A 1,518-nucleotide genomic window follows, 5' to 3' on the forward strand; every position below is an offset into this window, starting at 1 on the left:
TGCTGGAGGACAGCGCCGCCGCCTGGCAGAAGGCCGCCGACGCCACGGTCGCCGACGACCTGTACTGGCGCCTCTCTGCCACGGTCCCGGCGGGCCTTACCGCCTACGACACCTATACGGTGCGGTTCGTCGACACCATGAGCGCGGGGCTCGATCCCTCCAAGGTCGCCACGAGCGTGCGCGTGTACGTGGCGGCGGGCGCGGACGGCGGCTTCGACGCCGTCTCGGCCGGCAAGGACGGGCGCGCCGGCACCGAGCCCGCGAAGGGCTGGACCGACATCACGGCCCAGTGCGCCACCAAGGTAGCGGCCGACGGAACCTTCACCGTGCGCACCGGCGACCTGATCGCCGCGCTCGGCGGGGCCGACGCCTTTTCCGCGGGCGCCCGCGTGGTCGCCGTGTACAACGCGCCGCTCAACAGCGCATGCAACCACGGCATCGCGAAGGGCAACCCCAACGAGGTCTACCTACGCTACCCGCGCTCTCCCTTTGCCGACCAGTCCGGCGACGCCGGCTTCACCCGCACGCCGAGCGACGACGCGTGCGCCTACACCTGGGATCTCGCGCTTACCAAGCGCGGCAGCGACGGCGACAAGCCGCTTGCCGGGGCGGTCCTGAGCATCGCCGACGACCGCGGTCGCACACTGGCGGCCGACGGCACGTGGGATGCGGAGGGCAAGGCCACCGTCACCACGGGCGAGGACGGCCGCGTGACCGTCTCGGGCGTGGACTCGGGCAAGCTGGAGGTCCGCGAGCTCAAGGCGCCCAAGGGCTACACCGCCTTCGAGGGCACGCGCTCTGTGACGGTCAAGGCCGAGGGTCTGGACGTCGACCAGGTGGCCGCCGCCAAGCCCAAACTCACCATCACGGCCGAGTCGCCCCTGCGCGCCGACAGCGCGGACGGGTCGACGGGCAGCCTGGAGGCGTCGCTCATCAACACGCCCACCGGCACACCCCCTAGCATTACCACCGGAGGCTTTATGCCCTCGACTGGCGATATGGCAATGTACGCCGCGGCCGCCGCAGCGGTCGCCGGAGCCGCGCTCATCGTGGTCGCGCTCCTGGTCAAGCGGGGGGGTGGCAGCCATAAAGAGTAGCTGGCAGCCCCACAGAGAGCGGGGCGAGACGTAGCGAAGTAGATGCTAAGACACAGACAGATGATGACCGATCGAATGAGAACTAACCGGAAAACGGAGGAAAAGAAGATGAGCATGAACAAGAACATCGCACGCCTGGCAGTAACGGCAGGCCTCACAGCAGCGCTGAGCTTCGGCGGAGTCATGGCGCCGGTCACGATGGCGTTTGCTGAGGGTAGGCCGACGGTGGCCGAGAACGGCAGCGTGACGATTAAGGAGGATACCTACAAGGATACGACCTTTAAGGGAATCAAGATTTTCTCGGCAAAGGTCACGCAGGCCAAGGAAGGAGAAGCCTGGTCTGGCGACAAGACGCTCTCCGACATTGAATGGGCAAATGAGTCCGTGAAGAACGCAGTGACTGCAGCTTATGGTGCTGGTG

At 67.1% G+C, this 1,518-nt stretch carries 2 protein-coding genes; both read left to right on the top strand.

From position 1 onward, the window contains the following. The coding region (locus ACT84W_RS11075) for a SpaA isopeptide-forming pilin-related protein (protein WP_444329266.1) at positions 1-1,097 on the top strand (1,097 nt) is incomplete at its 5' end. A 114-nt stretch (positions 1,098-1,211) separates the two neighbouring features. Further along, on the top strand, positions 1,212-1,518 hold a 307-nt coding region (locus tag ACT84W_RS11080; protein WP_444329267.1), incomplete at its 3' end, for a hypothetical protein.

The sequence above is a fragment of the Paratractidigestivibacter sp. genome (assembly GCF_052362415.1).
In the GTDB taxonomy this organism is placed as follows: Bacteria; Actinomycetota; Coriobacteriia; order Coriobacteriales; family Atopobiaceae; genus Paratractidigestivibacter.